The organism is Streptomyces sp. Go-475 (assembly GCF_003330845.1).
Classification (GTDB): Bacteria; Actinomycetota; Actinomycetes; order Streptomycetales; family Streptomycetaceae; genus Streptomyces.
In genome coordinates this window covers 1,205,922-1,226,104 of the sequence record NZ_CP026121.1, presented here as the reverse complement: position 1 = coordinate 1,226,104, position 20,183 = coordinate 1,205,922, and the positions used below count along the sequence as shown (strand labels likewise).

Annotated in this window: 14 protein-coding genes, 2 rRNA genes, 1 pseudogene and 1 riboswitch; of the genes and pseudogenes, 13 read left to right on the top strand and 4 right to left on the bottom strand. The window is 67.9% G+C overall.

The features are described from left to right. The first annotated feature begins 178 nt into the window (after positions 1-178). The 12 genes from C1703_RS05540 (at position 179) to C1703_RS05485 (ending at position 14,053) form a co-directional block, all read left to right on the top strand. Positions 179-3,299, top strand: a 23S ribosomal RNA gene (locus C1703_RS05540). Between the two features lie 84 nt (positions 3,300-3,383). After that, positions 3,384-3,500: ribosomal RNA gene (rrf, locus tag C1703_RS05535) — 5S ribosomal RNA — on the top strand. A gap of 109 nt (positions 3,501-3,609) precedes the next feature. After that, positions 3,610-4,218 (top strand): CDP-alcohol phosphatidyltransferase family protein, encoded by a 609-nt coding sequence (locus C1703_RS05530; protein ID WP_114250831.1) that lies wholly within the window; start codon positions 3,610-3,612, stop codon positions 4,216-4,218. Positions 4,219-4,333: 115 nt separating this feature from the next. Next, entirely contained in the window at positions 4,334-6,829 is a 2,496-nt protein-coding gene (locus tag C1703_RS05525; protein WP_114250830.1) for a mannose-1-phosphate guanyltransferase, read from the top strand. Positions 6,830-6,927: 98 nt separating this feature from the next. Continuing rightward, the gene (locus C1703_RS05520; RefSeq protein WP_114250829.1) at positions 6,928-7,842 is read left to right on the top strand and encodes a DUF881 domain-containing protein; all 915 of its coding nucleotides are present in this window, start codon (positions 6,928-6,930) and stop codon (positions 7,840-7,842) included. Continuing rightward, complete coding sequence (locus C1703_RS05515; RefSeq protein ID WP_003988855.1) at positions 7,839-8,171, top strand: small basic family protein; 333 nt, start codon at positions 7,839-7,841, stop codon at positions 8,169-8,171. Before C1703_RS05520 ends, C1703_RS05515 begins: the two co-directional genes overlap by 4 nt. 5 nt (positions 8,172-8,176) lie before the next feature. Next, positions 8,177-9,100: a DUF881 domain-containing protein gene (locus C1703_RS05510; RefSeq protein ID WP_232840416.1), complete on the top strand. Its 924-nt coding sequence runs from the start codon at positions 8,177-8,179 to the stop codon at positions 9,098-9,100. A gap of 61 nt (positions 9,101-9,161) precedes the next feature. Next, positions 9,162-10,115 carry an FHA domain-containing protein gene (locus tag C1703_RS05505; protein WP_114250828.1) on the top strand — a complete coding sequence of 318 codons (954 nt, stop codon included), beginning with the start codon at positions 9,162-9,164 and terminating at the stop codon, positions 10,113-10,115. A 55-nt stretch (positions 10,116-10,170) separates the two neighbouring features. Beyond that, positions 10,171-10,908 carry a MerR family transcriptional regulator gene (locus C1703_RS05500; protein WP_114250827.1) on the top strand — a complete coding sequence of 246 codons (738 nt, stop codon included), beginning with the start codon at positions 10,171-10,173 and terminating at the stop codon, positions 10,906-10,908. Positions 10,909-10,993: 85 nt separating this feature from the next. Then, positions 10,994-11,467, top strand: a complete 474-nt coding sequence (locus C1703_RS05495; protein ID WP_003988851.1) for a bifunctional nuclease family protein — start codon at positions 10,994-10,996, stop codon at positions 11,465-11,467. 311 nt (positions 11,468-11,778) lie between these two features. Continuing rightward, positions 11,779-12,462, top strand: coding sequence for a MerR family transcriptional regulator (locus tag C1703_RS05490; protein WP_114250826.1), 684 nt, complete (start codon positions 11,779-11,781; stop codon positions 12,460-12,462). A gap of 133 nt (positions 12,463-12,595) precedes the next feature. Next, complete coding sequence (locus C1703_RS05485; RefSeq protein ID WP_114250825.1) at positions 12,596-14,053, top strand: DNA polymerase IV; 1,458 nt, start codon at positions 12,596-12,598, stop codon at positions 14,051-14,053. A 36-nt stretch (positions 14,054-14,089) separates the two neighbouring features. Here C1703_RS05485 and C1703_RS05480 read toward each other — a convergent pair whose 3' ends face one another. Beyond that, entirely contained in the window at positions 14,090-14,467 is a 378-nt protein-coding gene (locus C1703_RS05480) for a PRC-barrel domain-containing protein (RefSeq protein WP_198678096.1), read from the bottom strand. A 113-nt stretch (positions 14,468-14,580) separates the two neighbouring features. Further along, a riboswitch (glycine riboswitch) is annotated at positions 14,581-14,676 on the top strand. Between the two features lie 175 nt (positions 14,677-14,851). Between C1703_RS05480 and gcvP the strand changes: the two genes are divergently transcribed. Further along, a complete protein-coding gene (gene gcvP / locus C1703_RS05475; RefSeq protein ID WP_114250823.1) occupies positions 14,852-17,737 on the top strand; it encodes an aminomethyl-transferring glycine dehydrogenase in 2,886 nt (961 codons plus the stop codon). Between the two features lie 51 nt (positions 17,738-17,788). Here the strand turns inward: gcvP and C1703_RS05470 are convergent. The 3 genes and pseudogenes from C1703_RS05470 to C1703_RS05460 all read right to left on the bottom strand — a co-directional run bounded on the left by C1703_RS05470 (position 17,789) and on the right by C1703_RS05460 (position 20,177). After that, a pseudogene (locus C1703_RS05470) lies at positions 17,789-18,207 on the bottom strand (TOBE domain-containing protein). Between the two features lie 26 nt (positions 18,208-18,233). Continuing rightward, on the bottom strand, positions 18,234-19,319 hold the full coding sequence (locus C1703_RS05465; protein ID WP_114250822.1) for an ABC transporter ATP-binding protein: 1,086 nt from the start codon (positions 19,317-19,319) through the stop codon (positions 18,234-18,236). Between the two features lie 39 nt (positions 19,320-19,358). Next, the gene (locus C1703_RS05460) at positions 19,359-20,177 is read right to left on the bottom strand and encodes an ABC transporter permease (protein WP_198678406.1); all 819 of its coding nucleotides are present in this window, start codon (positions 20,175-20,177) and stop codon (positions 19,359-19,361) included. Positions 20,178-20,183 lie beyond the last annotated feature (6 nt).

Below are 20,183 nucleotides of genomic sequence, written 5' to 3'. Positions count from 1 at the left end.
TACTGCCCTTCGGGGCGTGGAACGCTGATCTGGTCAACTGATCGTGTCGGGCACGCTGTTGGGTGTCTGAGGGAATGAACTTTCCTCAGCGCCGGCCCCGGTAAAGCACTGACGAAGTTGGTGTGTGACGGGTGGCTGGTCGTTGTTTGAGAACTGCACAGTGGACGCGAGCATCTGTGGCCAAGTTTTTAAGGGCGCACGGTGGATGCCTTGGCACCAGGAACCGATGAAGGACGTGGGAGGCCGCGATAGGCCCCGGGGAGCTGTCAACCGAGCTTTGATCCGGGGGTGTCCGAATGGGGAAACCCGGCAGTCGTCATGGGCTGTCACCCGCTGCTGAACACATAGGCAGTGTGGAGGGAACGCGGGGAAGTGAAACATCTCAGTACCCGCAGGAAGAGAAAACAACCGTGATTCCGGGAGTAGTGGCGAGCGAAACTGGATGAGGCCAAACCGTATGCGTGTGAGACCCGGCAGGGGTTGCGTATACGGGGTTGTGGGATCTCTCTTTCATGGTCTGCCGGCCATGAGACGAGTCAGAAACCGTTGATGTAGGCGAAGGACATGCGAAAGGTCCGGCGTAGAGGGTAAGACCCCCGTAGTCGAAACGTCAGCGGCTCGTTTGAGAGACACCCAAGTAGCACGGGGCCCGAGAAATCCCGTGTGAATCTGGCGGGACCACCCGCTAAGCCTAAATATTCCCTGGTGACCGATAGCGGATAGTACCGTGAGGGAATGGTGAAAAGTACCCCGGGAGGGGAGTGAAATAGTACCTGAAACCGTGTGCCTACAAGCCGTGGGAGCGTCGGAACAAGGCTTGCCTTGTTCTCGTGACTGCGTGCCTTTTGAAGAATGAGCCTGCGAGTTTGCGGTGTGTTGCGAGGTTAACCCGTGTGGGGAAGCCGTAGCGAAAGCGAGTCCGAATAGGGCGTTGGAGTAGCACGCTCAAGACCCGAAGCGGAGTGATCTAGCCATGGGCAGGTTGAAGCGGAGGTAAGACTTCGTGGAGGACCGAACCCACCAGGGTTGAAAACCTGGGGGATGACCTGTGGTTAGGGGTGAAAGGCCAATCAAACTCCGTGATAGCTGGTTCTCCCCGAAATGCATTTAGGTGCAGCGTCGTGTGTTTCTTGCCGGAGGTAGAGCACTGGATAGGCGATGGGCCCTACCGGGTTACTGACCTTAGCCAAACTCCGAATGCCGGTAAGTGAGAGCGCGGCAGTGAGACTGTGGGGGATAAGCTCCATGGTCGAGAGGGAAACAGCCCAGAGCATCGACTAAGGCCCCTAAGCGTACGCTAAGTGGGAAAGGATGTGGAGTCGCAGAGACAACCAGGAGGTTGGCTTAGAAGCAGCCACCCTTGAAAGAGTGCGTAATAGCTCACTGGTCTAGTGATTCCGCGCCGACAATGTAGCGGGGCTCAAGCGTACCGCCGAAGTCGTGTCATTGCGATATATACCCCCAACGGGTGTATGGATGGGTAGGGGAGCGTCGTCTGCCGGGTGAAGCAGCCGTGTAAGCGAGTTGTGGACGGTTGACGAGTGAGAATGCAGGCATGAGTAGCGATTCACACGTGAGAAACGTGTGCGCCGATTGACTAAGGGTTCCTGGGTCAAGCTGATCTGCCCAGGGTAAGTCGGGACCTAAGGCGAGGCCGACAGGCGTAGTCGATGGATAACCGGTTGATATTCCGGTACCCGCTGTGAAGCGTCAAACATCGAGCATCGTGATACTAAGCCGTAAAGCCGCCGGTGATCCCTTCGGGGAGTGATCCGGAGTGGTGGAACCGCCGAACCAAGCAGTTAATGGAGTGAGTGATGGGGTGACGGAAGGTAATCCAGCCCGGGCGGTGGTTGTCCGGGGTAAGGGTATAGGACGTCAGGTAGGCAAATCCGCCTGGCAATAGTCTGAGACCTGATGCCGAGCCGATTGTGGTGAAGTGGATGATCCTATGCTGTCGAGAAAAGCCTCTAGCGAGTTTCATGGCGGCCCGTACCCTAAACCGACTCAGGTGGTCAGGTAGAGAATACCGAGGCGTTCGGGTGAACTATGGTTAAGGAACTCGGCAAAATGCCCCCGTAACTTCGGGAGAAGGGGGGCCACATCCGGTGACGGGCTTTGCGCCCTGAGCTGGGGGTGGCCGCAGAGACCAGCGAGAAGCGACTGTTTACTAAAAACACAGGTCCGTGCGAAGCCGTAAGGCGATGTATACGGACTGACGCCTGCCCGGTGCTGGAACGTTAAGGGGACCGGTTAGCTCAGATTCGTCTGGGCGAAGCTGAGAACTTAAGCGCCAGTAAACGGCGGTGGTAACTATAACCATCCTAAGGTAGCGAAATTCCTTGTCGGGTAAGTTCCGACCTGCACGAATGGCGTAACGACTTCTCGACTGTCTCAACCATAGGCCCGGTGAAATTGCACTACGAGTAAAGATGCTCGTTTCGCGCAGCAGGACGGAAAGACCCCGGGACCTTTACTACAGTTTGATATTGGTGTTCGGTTCGGCTTGTGTAGGATAGCTGGGAGACTGTGAAGCGCTAACGCCAGTTAGTGTGGAGTCGTCGTTGAAATACCAGTCTGGTCGTGCTGGATGTCTAACCTGGGTCCGTGATCCGGATCAGGGACAGTGTCTGATGGGTAGTTTAACTGGGGCGGTTGCCTCCTAAAGGGTAACGGAGGCGCCCAAAGGTTCCCTCAGCCTGGTTGGCAATCAGGTGTTGAGTGTAAGTGCACAAGGGAGCTTGACTGTGAGACCGACGGGTCGAGCAGGGACGAAAGTCGGGACTAGTGATCCGGCGGTGGCTTGTGGAAGCGCCGTCGCTCAACGGATAAAAGGTACCCCGGGGATAACAGGCTGATCTTCCCCAAGAGTCCATATCGACGGGATGGTTTGGCACCTCGATGTCGGCTCGTCGCATCCTGGGGCTGGAGTCGGTCCCAAGGGTTGGGCTGTTCGCCCATTAAAGCGGTACGCGAGCTGGGTTTAGAACGTCGTGAGACAGTTCGGTCCCTATCCGCTGTGCGCGTAGGAGTCTTGAGAAGGGCTGTCCCTAGTACGAGAGGACCGGGACGGACGAACCTCTGGTGTGCCAGTTGTTCTGCCAAGGGCATGGCTGGTTGGCTACGTTCGGGAGGGATAACCGCTGAAAGCATCTAAGCGGGAAGCCTGCTTCGAGATGAGGACTCCCACCTCCTGGAGAGGGTAAGGCTCCCAGTAGACGACTGGGTTGATAGGCCGGATATGGAAGCACGGTAACGTGTGGAGTTGACCGGTACTAATAGGCCGAGGGCTTGTCCTCAGTTGCTCGCGTCCACTGTGTTGGTTCTGAAACCACGAACAGCCCCACATGCCACATGTGGTGCGGCTGACAGTTTCATAGTGTTTCGGTGGTTATAGCGTAGGGGAAACGCCCGGTTACATTCCGAACCCGGAAGCTAAGCCTTACAGCGCCGATGGTACTGCAGGGGGGACCCTGTGGGAGAGTAGGACGCCGCCGAACTCCTTTTAGAGCTCTGGCTCTTGGGTACTCAGCCCGAGAGCCAGAGCTTTTTTGTGTTGAGGTAAGGTCAGGGGGCATCGTTGGTACGTTTCCCACAGGAGGCCCCCGGGTGGAGGTTCAGGAGACTCGCGTCCAGACGGACCGTGTGCTCACCATCCCGAACATCCTCAGCATGGCGCGGCTCGTCGGTGTGCCGCTCTTCCTGTGGCTGATTTTGCGGCCCGAGTTCGGTGGACCCAAGAGTGACGGCTGGGCCCTCCTGGTGCTGGCCCTGAGCGGGGTCAGTGACTACCTGGACGGCAAGCTCGCGCGGCGCTGGAACCAGATCAGCAGCCTCGGCCGGCTTCTTGATCCCGCAGCGGACCGGCTCTACATTCTCTCGACATTGGTCGGTCTCACTTGGCGCGAGATTCTGCCCCTGTGGTTGACCGCCGTACTTCTGGCGCGAGAGCTGGTCCTGCTGGTGATGGTGGGCATCCTCCGCCGGCATGGCTATCCGCCGCCCCAGGTGAACTTCCTGGGCAAGGCCGCCACCTTCAACTTGATGTATGCCTTCCCCTTGCTCCTGCTCAGCGACGGAAGTGGTTGGATCTCGTCACTGGCTGCTATTTTCGGATGGGCGTTCGCCGGATGGGGTACAACGCTGTACTGGTGGGCAGGAGTCCTCTACGTGGTACAAGTCCGCCGCCTGGTCCGTGCGGACTCCATGGCCGATTGAACTCGCGGATTGACCCGCCCAGCGCGGTGCGATGGCCCGTGGTCGAAAAGTGCGGGACAATCCTCGCGGGTGAAGTCGGCTAGACCGTCGTCTCTTAGAGGAGGACGCTTCCGACATGAAGGCCGTCGTGATGGCCGGAGGCGAAGGCACGCGCCTTCGCCCCATGACCTCAAGCATGCCCAAGCCGCTCCTGCCTGTGGCCAACCGCCCGATCATGGAGCACGTTCTGAGGCTGCTCAAAAGGCATGGGCTCAACGAAACAGTCGTGACTGTCCAGTTCCTGGCCTCGCTCGTCAAGAACTACTTCGGTGACGGCGAAGAGCTCGGTATGGAGCTCACCTATGCCAATGAGGAGAAGCCACTCGGTACCGCCGGAAGCGTCAAGAACGCCGAAGAGGCGTTGAAGGACGATGCCTTCCTTGTCATCTCCGGCGATGCTCTGACGGACTTCGACCTCACAGAGCTGATCAATTTCCACAAGGAAAAGGGCGCGCTGGTCACGGTCTGTCTGACGCGTGTGCCCAATCCGCTGGAATTCGGCATCACCATTGTCGACGAGGAAGGCAAGGTGGAGCGCTTCCTCGAGAAGCCCACCTGGGGCCAGGTCTTCTCCGACACGGTGAACACCGGCATCTACGTGATGGAGCCCGAGGTCTTCGACTACGTCGAGCCCGATGTGCCCGTCGACTGGTCCGGCGATGTCTTCCCGCAGTTGATGAAGGAAGGCAAGCCGATCTACGGCTATGTCGCCGAGGGGTACTGGGAGGACGTCGGCACCCACGAGAGCTATGTGAAGGCGCAGGCCGACGTCCTGGAGGGCAAGGTCGACGTCGACATCGACGGCTTCGAGATCTCTCCGGGAGTGTGGGTCGCGGAAGGCGCCGAGGTGCACCCCGACGCCGTTCTCCGGGGTCCCGTCTATATCGGTGACTACGCCAAGGTCGAGGCCGGCGCCGAAATCCGTGAGCACACCGTCGTGGGCTCCAACGTGGTCGTCAAGAGCGGCGCTTTCCTGCACAAGGCCGTTGTTCACGACAACGTGTACGTGGGGCCGCACAGTAATCTGCGCGGCTGCGTGGTCGGAAAGAACACCGACATCATGCGCGCGGCGCGGATCGAGGACGGGGCGGTCATCGGTGATGAGTGCCTGATCGGTGAAGAATCGATCGTCCAGGGCAATGTGCGGGTCTACCCCTTCAAGACCATCGAGGCCGGCGCCTTCGTCAACACCTCGGTGATCTGGGAATCCAGGGGACAGGCGCACCTCTTCGGTGCCCGCGGTGTCTCCGGAATCCTCAACGTGGAGATCACGCCGGAACTGGCGGTGCGACTTGCCGGTGCGTACGCGACGACCCTCAAGAAGGGCTCGACCGTCACGACGGCCCGGGACCACTCGCGCGGTGCCCGAGCGCTGAAGCGGGCGGTGATCTCCGCGCTGCAGGCCAGTGCCATCGACGTACGGGACCTGGAGAACGTGCCGCTGCCCGTGGCGCGGCAGCAGACCGCGCGGGGCAGTGCCGGCGGGATCATGATCCGGACGACGCCCGGGGTGCCGGACTCCGTCGACATCATGTTCTTCGACGGCCAGGGCGCCGACCTGTCCCAGGGCAGCCAGCGGAAGCTGGACCGGGTCTTCGCGCGGCAGGAGTACCGGCGTGCCTTCCCCGGGGAGATCGGTGACCTGCACTTCCCCGCCAGCGTCTTCGACTCGTACACCGGGTCGCTGCTGCGGAACGTCGACACGACCGGGATCGCGGACTCCGGGCTGAAGGTCGTCGTGGACGCGTCCAACGGAAGTGCCGGTCTCGTGCTGCCGAGTCTGCTCGGGAAGCTCGGGGTCGACTCACTGACGATCAATCCCGGCCTGGACGAGTCCAGGCCCACCGAGACGGCCGACATGCGGCGGTCGGGCATGGTGCGGCTCGGGGAGATTGTGGCGTCCTCGGGCGCCGCGTTCGGTGTGCGATTCGACCCCGTCGGTGAGCGACTGTCGCTCGTCGACGAGAAGGGGCGCATCATCGAGGACGACCGCGCGCTGCTCGTCATGCTGGACCTCGTCGCCGCCGAGCGGCGCAGCGGGAGGGTCGCGCTTCCGGTGACCACGACCCGGATCGCCGAGCAGGTGGCGGCGTACCACGGGACCCAGGTCGAGTGGACGACCACCTCTCCCGACGACCTCACGCGCGTGGGCGGTGAGGAAGGGACGATCTTCGGCGGCGACGGCAAGGGCGGTTTCATCGTCCCCGAGTTCAGCAGCGTGTACGACGCCACCGCGGCTTTCGTACGGCTCATCGGGCTCGTGGCGCGGACGCAGCTCACGCTCAGCCAGATCGACGCGAGGATCCCGCGGGCGCACGTCCTGAAGCGGGATCTGGCGACGCCGTGGGCCGTCAAGGGCCTGGTGATGCGGCGGGTCGTCGAAGCGGCCGGAGATCGCTTCGTGGACACCACGGACGGCGTGCGTGTGGTGGAGACCGACGGGCGCTGGGTGATGGTGCTGCCGGACCCGGCGGAGGCTGTGACCCACCTGTGGGCCGAGGGGCCGGACGACGCCTCCGCGCAGGCCCTGCTCGACGAGTGGTCGGCGGTCGTGGACAGCGCCGGCCGGTAGGACGGGCTGCACGCGTGCGTGCCGGACAAGTGTCCCCAACGGGGCCTGTCCGGCACGCCGGTGGGGCCGTTCGGAGGTAGTGGCCGCGACGTGCGACGATGTGCGGCATGCCGCAGCAACCCCCCATTCGGAGCACACCCACGCGGCCCCGGCGCCCGGATGCGTCCATGTCGTTGATCACCAACGTCATGGACCACAGCCTCGACGACGGATACGCCGAGGCCGCCGCTCGGAAGAGGGCCGCGGGCGACGCCGGCATGCCGAAGACCCTCCGGGCGAAGCTGGGGCTCGCGGCCGGCCTGGTGCTCGCGGCCCTCGTCGTGACCGTCGGGGCGGCACAGGCGCGGGTCGCCGCTCCGGTCGTCGCCAAGGAGCGGGAGGAACTGGTCGACCGCATCGACCGGGAGACCGAGGCGGCGGACAAGCTGGAGGACTCCGTCGACAAGCTGCGCGAGGACGTGAGCGCGCGGCAGCGCGAGGCGCTGAAGCACAGCGGCGGCAGTGCCCGGTCGGAGCTGGTGGGCATCCTGTCGGGTGCCGTGGCGGTGCACGGTCCCGGCGTGAAGCTCGTGGTGAACGACGCCAAGGAAGCGGCCGCGGGAGGTGACGGTGATGCCCGTGAGAACTCCGGCTTCTCCGACACCGGACGCGTGCGGGACCGGGACATGCAGCGCGTGGTCAACGGGCTGTGGGAGTCGGGCGCCGAGGCGATCTCCATCAACGGGCAGCGGCTGACGGCGCTGTCCGCGATCAGGGCCGCGGGAGACGCGATACTGGTCGACAACAAGCCGCTGGTGCCGCCGTACACGGTGCTCGCGGTGGGGGACGGGCAGCGGCTGAGCACTCGGTTCCAGAACAGCGCCGACGGGTTGTATCTCAACGCGCTGCAGGAGAGCTACGGCATCAGGACAGCCATCTCCGCGGAGGACGACCTCCGGCTGCCTGCCGCACCGAGTGTGATCGTACGTACAGCACAGCCGAGCACTGAGAAGAGCGAGAAGGGCACATCGTGATCGCCGTACTGGGCCTCGTCGTGGGAGTCGTGGCCGGCCTGTTGGTCCGGCCTGAGGTTCCGGCGGTGGTCGAGCCTTATCTGCCGATCGCTGTCGTGGCGGCGCTCGACGCCGTCTTCGGCGGACTGCGGGCCATGCTCGACGGGATCTTCGACGACAAGGTCTTCGTGGTGTCGTTCCTGTCGAACGTCGTGGTGGCCGCGCTGATCGTGTTCCTGGGTGACAAGCTGGGCGTGGGCGCCCAGCTGTCGACCGGTGTGGTGGTCGTCCTCGGCATCCGGATCTTCTCCAACGCCGCGGCGATCCGCCGGCACGTGTTCCGGGCGTGAGGCCGATGAGCGAGCACGACGGCAAGCGCGCCGAGGAGCACGGCGACACGCGCGATGAGCAGCGCGAGGAGCGCGGCGAATCCGGGAACGGGCTGCGCAAGGAACTGCTCCAGGAGGTGTCCGCGCCCGCGTCGGTCCCCACCGCCCAGGACGCCCCGGAGCCCGACCCGGGGCCTGAACCGGAGGCGGAGGATCCAGAGCCGCGGCTGAGCGGTCGGCAGCGGCTGGTGCAGGGGCTGTGGCCGCCGCGTCTGTCACGGGCCCAACTCATCGTCGCGGTGCTGCTGTTCGGTCTCGGGTTCGGGCTGGCCGTGCAGGTGGCCTCGAACAGCGACAGCGACAGTGCCCTGCGCGGTGCGCGGCAGGAAGATCTCGTCCGGATCCTCGATGAACTGGATGACCGCACACAGCGTCTTGAAGACGAGAAGCAAGGTCTCGAGAAGCAGCGCGACGAGCTGGAGAACAGCTCGGACCAGGCCGAGGAGGCCCGGAAGCAGACGATCGAGAAGGAGAGGCAACTCGGCATCCTCGCGGGCACCGTGGCCGCGCAGGGTCCCGGCATCACCATGACCATCGAGGACACGAAGGGGACGGTCGAGGCGGACATGCTGCTCGACGCGATCCAGGAGCTGCGCGCGGCGGGCGCGGAGGCGATCCAGGTGAACGGCGTGCGGGTCGTCGCCGGCACCTATCTGACGGACTCGGGCAACGGTGTGAGCGTCGACGGGAACAAGATCACCGCGCCCTATCGTTTCAAGGTCATCGGCAAGCCGCAGGACCTCGAGCCGGCGCTCAACATCCCCGGAGGCGTGGTGCAGACTCTCGAGAAGGAACAGGCCACCGCCACGATCGAGCGGTCGACCAAGATCGTCGTGGACGCCTTGCGAGCGGCGAAGCGGCCTGACTACGCTCGGTCGTCCTCGCAGTGAACCGGGGGTGCATGGGCGGCGTCCGGCAAGGGCATGAGGTTGCGGGGGGTCGGCGCACCGAATGGGTGGTGCGTGGTGGAAACTGTCTGGTGCAGACGGACGTTGTCAGGATGTCCGGGTCGGTCAGAGTGTTCAGTCAGGGTTCGTCCTGCCCCACGGGCGGGTCTGTTTCGGTCAAGGGGAATCGCCCGTGAAGTTGTTTGCGAAGTTGTTCGGCAAGAGCGCGCGAGAGGGCAGCGACAACGCCACCGCTCGTCATCGCGCACAGCCTGACGCGGAAGGCCAGCGGCCGCTCTTCCGTGACCAGGTCGGTGGCCCGGGCGGGGACATTTCCGGAGGTCAGGGCGCGCCGTCGGTTGACCCTGCGCAGCCCGGCGGCATAGGTTTCGGCCAACCGTCAGCCTCAGGTGCGGGTGGAGGGTTCTCCGACCCGTATGCGTCCAATGCTCCTGGTGGGCAGCCGCGGCAGGAGGATCCGATGTCGGCCCTGGTGTGTACGAGGTGCGGTAACCGCAACGCGGAGAACAGCCGCTTCTGCTCGAACTGCGGCGCGCCGCTGCGGGCCGGGGCGGCGGCCGAGCGTCCGTCCGAGACGACGTCCACGATCTCCATCTCCGGCCTCGAGGCCTACGACAGTGAGACCACCGGCCAGACGCCGATGCCGACGCTGTCCCCCGAGGCGCAGGCGGCCGTCGACGCGCTGCCCCTGGGCTCCGCGCTCCTGGTCGTGCGTCGCGGGCCGAACTCGGGCAGCCGCTTCCTGCTGGACGGCGATCTGACCACGGCCGGCCGTCACCCGCAGAGCGACATCTTCCTGGACGACGTGACGGTCTCCCGGCGGCACGTGGAGTTCCGCCGCGGCCAGGACGGCTCGTTCACGGTGGCCGACGTGGGCAGCCTGAACGGCACGTACGTGAACCGCGAGCGGATCGACCAGGTTGCCCTGAACAACGGTGACGAGGTGCAGATCGGCAAGTACCGGCTGGTCTTCTACGCCAGCCAGCGGGGCTACTGACCCGGACGCGTTCCGGGGCGACCCCCAGCGAAGGTCCATCCGTCAGGGAAGGTCCATGCTTCGAACACCGAGCGGCGGTGCCGGGCACGGCGCCGCCGCCACGGACAGTGGGCTGATGAGCATCGGCACGGTGCTGAACGTGCTGCGCGACGAGTTTCCCGAAGTCACCATCTCCAAGATCCGCTTCCTGGAGTCGGAGGGGCTCATCGAGCCGCAGCGGACCCCCTCGGGGTACCGCAAGTTCAGCGCCCACGACGTCGAGCGCCTCGGTCACGTCCTGAGGATGCAGCGGGACCACTATCTGCCCCTGAAGGTGATCCGGGAGCACCTGGAGGCCGTGGAACGCGGTGAGGCCGTACCTCTGCCGGCGCTGGGCCGTCAGCGGGACGGCGACGCCGTGCCCGAACCGGCCGAGGGGCCCACGGCCGCCAGGATCGGGCGTGCCGAGCTGCTCGCCGCGGCCGGGGTCGAGGAGGAGGAGCTCAGGGAGTGGGAGTCGTACGGGCTCGTCACTCCACTGGAGGACGGGGCGTACGACGCCGAGGCGGTCACGGTGGCCTCGCTCGTCGCCGAACTGGGGCGGTTCGGGATCGAGCCGCGGCACCTGCGGGTGATGAAGGCCGCCGCCGACCGTGAGGCCGGGCTCGTGGACCAGGTCGTGGCCCCGCTGAGGCGGCACCGGAACCCGCAGACCAGGGCTCATGCCGAAGCCCGTGCGAAGGAACTCGCGGGGCTCACCGTGAAGCTGCACGCGGCGCTCGTGCAGACCGCGCTCGGGGTGCGGCTGCCATGAGGCGGCCGGCCTCGCGGGGGCCGGATCAGCCGCCCGATCCCGGCCCGACTACCCAAACGTCCCGAGCACGGCCTAGGGTTGCTGTGTGAACGAGCTCGATGTCGTAGGTGTCCGGGTCGAAATGCCCTCCAACCAACCGATCGTGCTGCTGCGTGAAGTGGGAGGCGACCGATACCTCCCCATTTGGATCGGACCGGGGGAGGCGACGGCGATCGCCTTCGCCCAGCAGGGCATGGCTCCCGCGCGGCCGCTGACCCACGACCTCTTCAAGGACGTGCTGGAGGCTGTCGGTCAGGAGCTCACGGAGGTGCGCATCACGGACCTGCGTGAGGGCGTCTTCTACGCGGAGCTGGTCTTCGCCAGTGGCGTCGAGGTGAGTGCCCGCCCGTCCGACGCCATAGCGCTCGCCCTGCGCACCGGGACGCCGATCTACGGCAGCGACACAGTGCTCGACGACGCCGGAATCGCGATCCCGGACGAGCAGGAGGACGAGGTGGAGAAGTTCCGCGAGTTCCTCGACCAGATCTCCCCGGAGGACTTCGGCAGCAGCAGCCAGTGACCCCGTCCGGTAAGTGCCGGGCGGGTCGGGAGCAGCAGCGGTCAGTGAGGTGTGTGGGCGGCCCGGCGGACGATGTGGTCCGCGGCGGGGCCGCCCGCCGCGTTGTCCGGGTGAAATGCCCGCATGTGCCGGTGGCGAGTGAGAGCGTCACACGGCCCATGCCGAACGCATTCGGCTAGCCTTTCCCCGCGGTGGGGCACGGGAAACCACTCCTAGGGTGATTATCACTCGGCGTGGCGAGTGTGGCGATCGTTGACGCACCCCTGGTGACTGCCTACCGTCGAGAAGGCAGGTCAAGGACGGAGGTCGGCGTGAGAAGCAGCGGCGACGGTACGGTTGGGGGCGGCCCCGAGCGCAGTCTCAGGGCGAGCGGTCCGTACCCTCCCCCCGGCTCTCGGCTCCGCTCGAGCGGGGGATACTCCCAGCCCGGCGGCGCGGCCGATCATGCTCCGCAGCGACCGACGGCCGTGCCGAGCAGCGGAGGGACGACGTCCATGGCGTCCGAGCAGATCGGCTATCGAGGTCCCACGGCGTGCGCCGCCGCCGGTATCACGTACCGGCAGCTGGATTACTGGGCCCGTACGGGTCTCGTCGAGCCGAGTGTGCGCCCCGCTTACGGGTCCGGGACTCAGCGGCTGTACAGCTTCCGGGACGTCGTCGTCCTGAAGATCGTCAAGCGGTTCCTCGACACCGGGGTGTCGCTGCAGAACATCCGCACAGCCGTCCAGCACCTGAGAGAACGCGGTTTCCGCGACCTGGAGCGGATGACGCTGATGAGCGACGGCGCGACGGTGTACGAGTGCACCTCGCCGGACGAAGTCCACGCCCTGCTCCAAGGGGGCCAGGGCGTCTTCGGGATCGCCGTGGGCGTGGTGTGGCGGGACGTCGAGAGCGCCCTGTCCCAGCTGCACGGGGAGCGGATCGACACCGGCGAGACGCTGGTCGGGCCCAACCCGGCGGACGAGCTGGCGCGACGGCGGAACCGGGCTGTCTGAGCCCTGGGCAGTGTGCGGCCGCAGTAGGCGGGACGTTTCCGCGCCGCGCGGCAAGCGCTTTCGTCCGGCGCGGACCGAGCGGTCCGAGTGGTCGCCGGGGCCGTTGTCAGTGGCGTAGGGCAGCATCGGAGATGTGAGAACCGCGCCCACGATCCTGCATCTCGACATGGATGCCTTCTTCGCCTCGGTGGAGCAGGCGTCCAAGCCGAGTCTGCGCGGGAAGGCCGTGGTCGTGGGCGGCCTCGGGCCCCGGGGTGTGGTGGCCACGGCGTCGTACGAGGCGCGGGTCTTCGGGGTGCATTCGGCGATGCCCATGGGGCAGGCCAGGCGGCTCGCGCCCAATGCGGCGTATCTCGTGCCGCGCTTCGGGTTCTACAAGGCGATCAGCGAGCGGGTCATGGAGCTGCTGCGGGCGCTGTCGCCGCTCGTGGAGCCGTTGAGCCTCGACGAGGCGTTCGTGGACCTGGAGGCCGGGGGAGCGGCCTGGGACGAGCAGTCGGCGCGCCTGGTCGGGGTGCAGCTGCGCGCCGACATCCGGGCCGTCACGGGGCTCACGGGGTCGGTGGGGCTCGCCGCCTCCAAGATGCTCGCGAAGATCGCCTCGGAGCAGGCCAAGCCCGACGGACTGGTGGTGATCGAGCCGGGGACCGAGCGGGCCATGCTCGGGCCGATGTCGGTGCGGACGCTGCCGGGGGTGGGGCCGGCGACGGGCGACCACCTTCGGCGGGCCGGGATCACCACGGTCGAGGAGATCGTCGAGGCGGGCGAGGACGAACTCGTCCGGCTGCTCGGGAAGGCGCACGGGCACGGCCTCTACGCGATGGCGCTGGCGAGGGACGACCGGCCCGTGGTGGCGGAGCGGGAGACGAAGTCGGTGTCGGTCGAGGACACGTACGACGTGGACATCCACGACCGGGTGCGGGTCGGGCTGGAGGTGCAGCGGCTCGCCGACCGGTGCGTGCGGCGGCTGCGCGGGGCCGGGCTGTCCGGGCGGACCATCGTGCTGAAGGTGCGGCGGTACGACTTCTCGACGCTCACCCGCTCCGAGACGCTGCGCGGGCCGACGGACGATCCCGCGGTGATACGTGAGGCGGCCGCCCGGCTGCTGGACTCGGTCGACACGACGGGCGGGGTGCGGCTGCTCGGGGTCGGCGTCAGCGGGCTCGCCGACTACACGCAGGAAGACCTCTTCGCGCAGGCGGCGGAGGAGCGGGCCGTCGCGGAGGGGCCGGTGGAGGAGCACGCCGCGGCGCAGGCCGAGGAGCAGCCGGAGCTCGCCGAGCGGCGCTGGCCCGCCGGGCACGATGTGCGGCACGCCGAGTTCGGGCACGGGTGGGTGCAGGGCAGCGGTCTGGGGCGGGTCACCGTGCGCTTCGAGACGCCCGGCTCGGCGCCCGGGCGGGTGCGGACCTTCCGGGTGGACGACCCTGATCTGGAGCCGGCGGAGCCGTTGCCTCTGGTGTTACGAAGACCCGAAGGGAGTGATGGCGTCGGTTCCGCTTCCCCGGTCGGTTCCGCTTCTTCTTCTTCTTCGGCTGAGGGTGGCGGCGGTGGTGAGGCCTGTGGGGTGGCCGGTTCTGGGGATGCGTAGTGCGTGGGGTCGGCAGTCGGCCGCGTGGGCAGGGGTTCAGGACGTCGGCTCGTCCGTGCCCGCCAGTTTGCCGAAGTTGTGGTCCGGGAGCGGGGGAGGAGCGGCGATGTCGAGACCGTAGTGGTGGTAGAGCTGGAGTTCCTGCTCCGGGGAGAGGTGGCGGCCGACGCCGAAGTCGGGGGCGTCCTTGATCAGGGCGCGGTCGAAGGGGACGTGGAGGGCGCCGTCGATCAGTTCGCTGGGCTCCAGGGGGACGAACGCGTCCCTGCTGAACAGGCCGGTCCGTATGGCCGCCCACTCCGGCTCGCCGGTGGCGTCGTCGAGGTAGACCTCGTCGATCGTGCCGATCCTGGTTCCGTTGCGGTCGAATGCCTTGCGGCCGATCAGGTTGCGCGGATCGATATCGGTTCGCACGGGCCCTCCACATGGTCGCAACTCATCCGTAAGCACAACAAAACGGCACAATCGGAGAGGTGGCCACTCGAAGGTTCGTGCGTTGACCTCGCTGGTACGCTGGCAGCGGCTGTTGACCCCGTGCGGGAGAGTCCTCCGGACACCACCGGAGGCGCCGAAGGAGCAAATCCTCCCCGGAATCTCTCAGGCCCACGTACCGCACGGACGAGGTCACTCTGGAAAGCAGAGCGGGTGTCGACGGCTTCCGCTCTCACCGACGGTGAAAGCCGGAGGCCTTCGGGCGATCCGGTGAAGCTCTCAGGTTGAGATGACAGAGGGGGAGGCCGTCCGGGTACCCGCGCCGTGGTGCCCCTCGAAGGTCGTGTGACCAGGAGGCCTCCGCAAATGACCGCCCACCGCATTCCGCTCTCCGAGCTCGAAGAGGCAGTCCCCTTCGAGCAGCGCCACATCGGCCCCGACCACGAGGCCTGCGCCAAGATGCTCGCGCAGGTCGGCTACGGCTCGCTGGACGAGCTGACGGCCGCTGCCGTCCCGGCCGTGATCAAGAGCACCGAGGCCCTCGATCTGCCGAGTGCGCGCAGTGAGGCCGAGGTGATCGCCGAGCTGCGCTCCCTCGCCGACCGCAACCAGGTCCTCGGTTCCATGATCGGGCTCGGCTACTACGGCACGTTCACCCCGCCGGTCATCCTGCGCAACGTCATGGAGAACCCGGCCTGGTACACGGCCTACACGCCGTACCAGCCGGAGATCTCGCAGGGGCGGCTGGAGGCGCTGCTCAACTTCCAGACCATGGTCGCCGACCTGACCGGACTGCCGACCTCCGGTGCCTCCCTGCTGGACGAGGGCACCGCGGCCGCCGAGGCCATGGCGCTGTCGCGCCGGATGGGCAAGAACAAGAAGGGCCTGTTCCTGGTCGACGCGGACGCGCTGCCGCAGACCATCGCCGTGATCCAGACCCGGGCCGAGCCGACCGGCGTCGAGGTCGTCGTCGCCGACCTCAGCGAGGGCATCCCGGCGGAGGTCGCCGAGCGCGAGATCAACGGCGTGCTGATCCAGTACCCGGGCGCCTCCGGTGCCGTACGGGACATCAAGCCGGTCATCGACCAGGCGCACGAACTCGGGGCGCTCGTCACCGTCGCCGCCGACCTGCTCGCGCTGACGCTGCTGAAGTCGCCCGGGGAGCTGGGCGCGGACATCGCGGTCGGGACGACCCAGCGCTTCGGTGTGCCGATGGGCTTCGGCGGGCCGCACGCCGGCTACATGGCCGTCCAGGAGAAGATGGCGCGCAGCCTGCCCGGGCGGCTGGTCGGCGTGTCCGTGGACGCCGACGGGAACAAGGCCTACCGGCTGGCGCTGCAGACCCGCGAGCAGCACATCCGCCGGGAGAAGGCGACCAGCAACATCTGCACGGCGCAGGTGCTGCTCGCCGTCATGGCCGGCATGTACGCCGTCTACCACGGGCCGGAGGGCCTGAAGGGCATCGCCCGGCGCACCCACCGGTACGCCACGGTCCTCGCCGCCGGGCTCGCGAACGGCGGCGTCGAGGTCGTGCACGGCTCCTACTTCGACACCCTGACCGTGCGCGTCGCGGGCCGGGCCGCCGAGGTCGTGGCCGCCGCGCGGGACAACGGGGTCAACCTGCGCATCGTCGACGCCGACCACGTCTCGATCGCCTGCGACGAGACCACCACGCGGGCACAGCTGCGGGCCGTGTGGGCCGCCTTCGGTGTCGAGGGCGTCATCGAGGCCCTGGACGCCGCCGCGGAGGACGGGCTTCCGGCCGGTCTGCTGCGCACCGACGACTACCTGACGCACCCGGTCTTCCACCAGCACCGCTCCGAGACCGCCATGCTGCGCTATCTGCGCCGGCTGGCCGACCGGGACTACGCGCTCGACCGCGGCATGATCCCGCTCGGCTCCTGCACCATGAAGCTCAACGCGACCACCGAGATGGAGCCGGTCACCTGGCCCGAGTTCGGGCAGCTGCACCCCTTCGCGCCCGCCGAGCAGGCCCAGGGCTACCTCACGCTCATCCACGAGCTGGAGGACCGGCTCGCCGAGGTCACCGGGTACGACAAGGTCTCTCTCCAGCCGAACGCCGGGTCGCAGGGCGAGCTGGCCGGTCTGCTCGCCGTACGCGGGTACCACCGGGCCAACGGTGACGAGCAGCGCACCGTGTGCCTGATCCCGTCGTCCGCGCACGGCACCAACGCCGCGAGCGCGGTCATGGCGGGCATGAAGGTCGTCGTCGTGAAGACCGCCGAGGACGGCGAGATCGACGTCGAGGACCTGCGGGCGAAGATCGAGCAGTACCGCGACGAGCTGGCGGTCCTGATGATCACGTACCCGTCGACGCACGGCGTGTTCGAGGAGCACGTCTCCGAGATCTGCGCGCAGGTGCACGAGGCGGGCGGTCGGGTCTACGTGGACGGGGCCAACCTCAACGCGCTCGTGGGGCTCGCCAAGCCCGGGCACTTCGGCGGGGACGTCTCGCACCTGAACCTGCACAAGACCTTCTGCATCCCGCACGGCGGCGGCGGCCCCGGCGTCGGTCCGGTCGCGGTGCGCGAGCACCTCGCGCCCTACCTGCCGAACCACCCGCTGCAGCCCGAGGCCGGGCCGGAGACGGGCGTCGGGCCCATCTCCGCGGCGCCCTGGGGCTCCGCCGGGATCCTGCCGATCTCCTGGGCCTACGTCCGGCTCATGGGCGGCGAGGGGCTGAGGCGGGCCACGCAGGTGGCGGTGCTCAGCGCCAACTACATCGCCAAGCGCCTGGAGCCGCACTACCCGGTGCTGTACACCGGCCCGGGCGGGCTCGTCGCGCACGAGTGCATCATCGACCTGCGGCCGTTGACCAAGGCGACCGGTGTGAGCGTCGACGACGTGGCCAAGCGGCTGATCGACTACGGCTTCCACGCGCCGACGATGTCGTTCCCGGTGGCCGGGACGCTGATGATCGAGCCGACCGAGTCGGAGGACCTGACCGAGCTGGACCGGTTCTGCGAGGCGATGATCGCCATCCGCGCCGAGATCGAGAAGGTCGGCTCGGGCGAGTGGCCCGCGGACGACAACCCGCTGCGGGGCGCGCCGCACACCGCCGGCGCGCTCGCCGGGGAGTGGGAGCACGCCTACAGCCGTGAGGAGGCCGTCTTCCCGGCCGGGGTCGCGGCGGCCGACAAGTACTGGCCGCCGGTGCGCCGCATCGACCAGGCGTTCGGCGACCGGAACCTGGTCTGCTCCTGCCCGCCGCTGGACGCGTACGAGGACTGATCCTCCGAGCGCCGGTCCGTGAAGGGGCTCCGCCGTGCGGGGCCCCTCCCGTCATGGGGCGGTGAGTGCTACCTCGGTCGACTTGATCAGGGCGACGACGGGGGTGCCGGGGGACAGGGAGAGGTCGTCCGCCGCGTCCTTGGTGATCGCGGCGGTCAGCGCGCCGTCCTCGACGGTGACGCGGACGGAGGCCATCGCGTCGCCGGTCGAGACGTCCTGGACCGTGCCCGGGAGCCGGTTGCGGATGGACAGGCCCTCGACGGGGGCGGTGGCCAGCGCGATCTCCGTCGACTTCACCAGGGCCCGTACAGCGGTGCCCGGCGCGAGGCGGAGTTCCTCGGCGGCCTCGCGGGTGATCGCCGCGGTGAGGTCCTGGCCGCCGGCGAGGCGGACCCTGACGTCGCCATGACCTCGCCGGGCGTGACGGCCGTGACGACGCCGGGGAGCTGGTTGCGGATGCTCAGGCTCATGGGGGCACGGTAGCCCGGTGCGTCCCCTATGCCGGGTATGCGTGTGTCTGCGTCGCCTTGACCGCCGCCCACACCGGTGCCCCGGGGTGCAGATCGAGTTCGGCGGCGGCGACCGTGGTGAGGTCGGCGGTCAGGGGCAGCTCACCGGTGAGGTCGGCGCGGATCTGGTCGCCGTGCGTCTCCAGGCCGGCGACCTCGCAGTGCCAGAGGTTCCGGGCGCTGGAGCCGGTCGGGCGGTCCCGGTGCAGCGTCACCGCGCCGGGCGGGAACGCCACGAAGACCGGGCCGGACAGTTCCTCCGTGGTCGTGATGTCCGGACCCGCGTCCAGCCGGACCGTGTGGCCCTCGGCCCGCCCCTTGTAGAGGTTGAGGCCGACGAGCCGGGCGATGTAGTCGGTGCGGGGATGGCGGGCGATGTCGGAAGGCGTGCCCTCCTGGACGACCCGGCCGTCCTCGACGACGACCAGGCGGTCGGCCAGCACCATGGCGTCCAGTGGGTCGTGCGTGACGAGGACGGCCACGGCCTCGAACGCGGCGAGGTGGCGCCGGAGCTGGGCGCGCACCTCCAGACGGGTACGGGCGTCGAGCGCGGCCAGCGGCTCGTCCAGGAGCAGCAGCCGGGGCCGGGTGGCCAGGGCACGGGCCAGGGCCACGCGCTGGGCCTGACCACCGGACAGCCGGCGGGGCTTGGCCCCGGCGTGGTCGGCGAGGCCCATGCGGTCGAGCCACTCGGCGGCCTGGGCACGGGCCTCGGCCTTCCCGGCGCCCCGGCAGCGCGGCCCGAAGGCGACGTTGTCCAGGGCCGTCAGATGCGGGAAGAGCAGATAGTCCTGGAAGACGACACCGACCGGGCGGGACTCGGGTGCCGTGCCGTCCAGCCGGGTGCCGTCCAGACGCAGATGGCCGGACGTGAGCGGGATCAGGCCCGACAGGGCGCGCAGGGCCGTGGTCTTGCCGGCGCCGTTGGGGCCGAGCAGGGCGACGACCTCGCCGGGCGCCGCGGTGAGCGTGATGTCGAGGCGGAACGCGCCCCGGTCGACGACGAGACGGGCGTCGAGGCCTTCGGGAAGGCGACCGGGGGGCGGTGCGCCGAGGTCGGTCGTCTCGGTCATGGGGATCACGTCCAGGGGGTCAGGGGCCGGGCCACGGCATCACGACGCCGTCATCCAGCGGTCCCGCAGGGCCGCCAGTACGGCGATGGACACGGCCAGCAGCACCAGGCTGAGGGCGATCGCCGCCGCCGGGTCGTTCTGGAGGGCGAGGTACACCGCGAGGGGCATGGTCTGCGTACGGCCCGGGAAGTTGCCCGCGAAGGTGATCGTCGCGCCGAACTCCCCCAGGGCCCGGGCCCAGGCCAGCACCGCACCGGCCGCGATGCCCGGCGCGATCAGCGGCAGGGTGACCCGGCGGAACGCGGTGAAGCGGGAGGCGCCCAGGGTGGTGGCGGCCTCCTCGTAGCGCGGGTCGGCGGCCCGCAGGGTGCCCTCGACGCTGATGACGAGGAACGGCATCGCCACGAAGGTCTCGGCGAGGACCACCCCCGTGGTGGTGAAGGGCAGCGTGATCCCGAACCAGGAGTCGAGCCACTGCCCGAGCACGCCGTTGCGCCCGAAGGCGAGCAGCAGGGCCACACCGCCCACGACCGGCGGCAGCACCAGTGGCAGCGTCACCAGGGCGCGCACGAACCCGCGGCCCGGGAAGCGTGTGCGGGCCAGCAGCCAGGCCAGGGGCACACCGACGACCAGGCTCAGCGCTGTGGCCGCCGTGGCGCAGACGAGGGACAGCCGGAGCGCCTCCCACACCTCGGCGCTGGTCAGCTGTTCGGGGAGGCTGCGCCAGGGCGCCCGGACGAGCAGGGCGAGCAGGGGCAGCAGCAGGAACGCCAGGCCGATGAGGGCGGGCACCAGCAGGGGGATGGGCGCCGCCCGGGACCGGCCGCGGTGGCGGTCGCGGCGGGGACGGCTCGCCACTGTGTC

Excerpts from the sequence above, each read along its gene's own strand:
- C1703_RS05525 (WP_114250830.1), top strand. The coding sequence starts at position 4,334 with ATGAAGGCCGTCGTGATGGCCGGAGGCGAAGGCACGCGCCTTCGCCCC.
- C1703_RS05520 (WP_114250829.1), top strand. The coding sequence starts at position 6,928 with ATGTGCGGCATGCCGCAGCAACCCCCCATTCGGAGCACACCCACGCGG.
- C1703_RS05510 (WP_232840416.1), top strand. The coding sequence starts at position 8,177 with ATGAGCGAGCACGACGGCAAGCGCGCCGAGGAGCACGGCGACACGCGC.
- C1703_RS05505 (WP_114250828.1), top strand. The coding sequence starts at position 9,162 with ATGGGTGGTGCGTGGTGGAAACTGTCTGGTGCAGACGGACGTTGTCAG.
- C1703_RS05500 (WP_114250827.1), top strand. The coding sequence starts at position 10,171 with ATGCTTCGAACACCGAGCGGCGGTGCCGGGCACGGCGCCGCCGCCACG.
- gcvP (WP_114250823.1), top strand. The coding sequence starts at position 14,852 with ATGACCGCCCACCGCATTCCGCTCTCCGAGCTCGAAGAGGCAGTCCCC.
- C1703_RS05465 (WP_114250822.1), bottom strand. The coding sequence starts at position 19,319 with ATGACCGAGACGACCGACCTCGGCGCACCGCCCCCCGGTCGCCTTCCC.